1 protein-coding gene is annotated in these 397 nt (G+C 63.2%); it reads left to right on the forward strand.

The window, feature by feature from the left end:
• Positions 1 to 45: 45 nt before the first annotated feature.
• Positions 46 to 397, forward strand: a 352-nt coding sequence (locus PL640_RS25635; protein ID WP_333782058.1) for a UbiD family decarboxylase domain-containing protein, incomplete at its 3' end; no start/stop codon positions are given.

The following is a 397-nucleotide window of genomic DNA, read 5'->3' on the forward strand; positions in this document are numbered from 1 at the left end:
CGGGTACGGTCTCTGGGGCGGGGAGACGAGGGTAAGGGACAGCGTATGCGCCGGCTGTCTCATCGCGGCGGCGCGCTGGATTCCCCGGAGTGGTGCGCGGCGCGTCCGGGCGAACGCTTCCCGGTTTCCGTGGCGCTTGGCGCCGATCCGGCAACCATTCTTGGCGCGGTGACGCCGGTGCCCGATACCCTGTCGGAATATGCTTTCGCAGGCCTGCTGCGCGGCACCAAGACCGAAGTGGTTAAGTGCGTTTCCAATGACCTTGAAGTGCCGGCCAGCGCGGAAATTGTACTTGAAGGCTACATTGAGGCCGGTGAAATGGCGCCGGAAGGCCCGTATGGCGACCACACCGGTTACTACAATGAAGTAGACCAGTTCCCGGTGTTTACGGTAACCC

Origin of the sequence: Agrobacterium sp. ST15.16.024, assembly GCF_027956545.1 — a bacterium.
In the GTDB taxonomy this organism is placed as follows: domain Bacteria; phylum Pseudomonadota; class Alphaproteobacteria; order Rhizobiales; family Rhizobiaceae; genus Agrobacterium; species Agrobacterium cucumeris.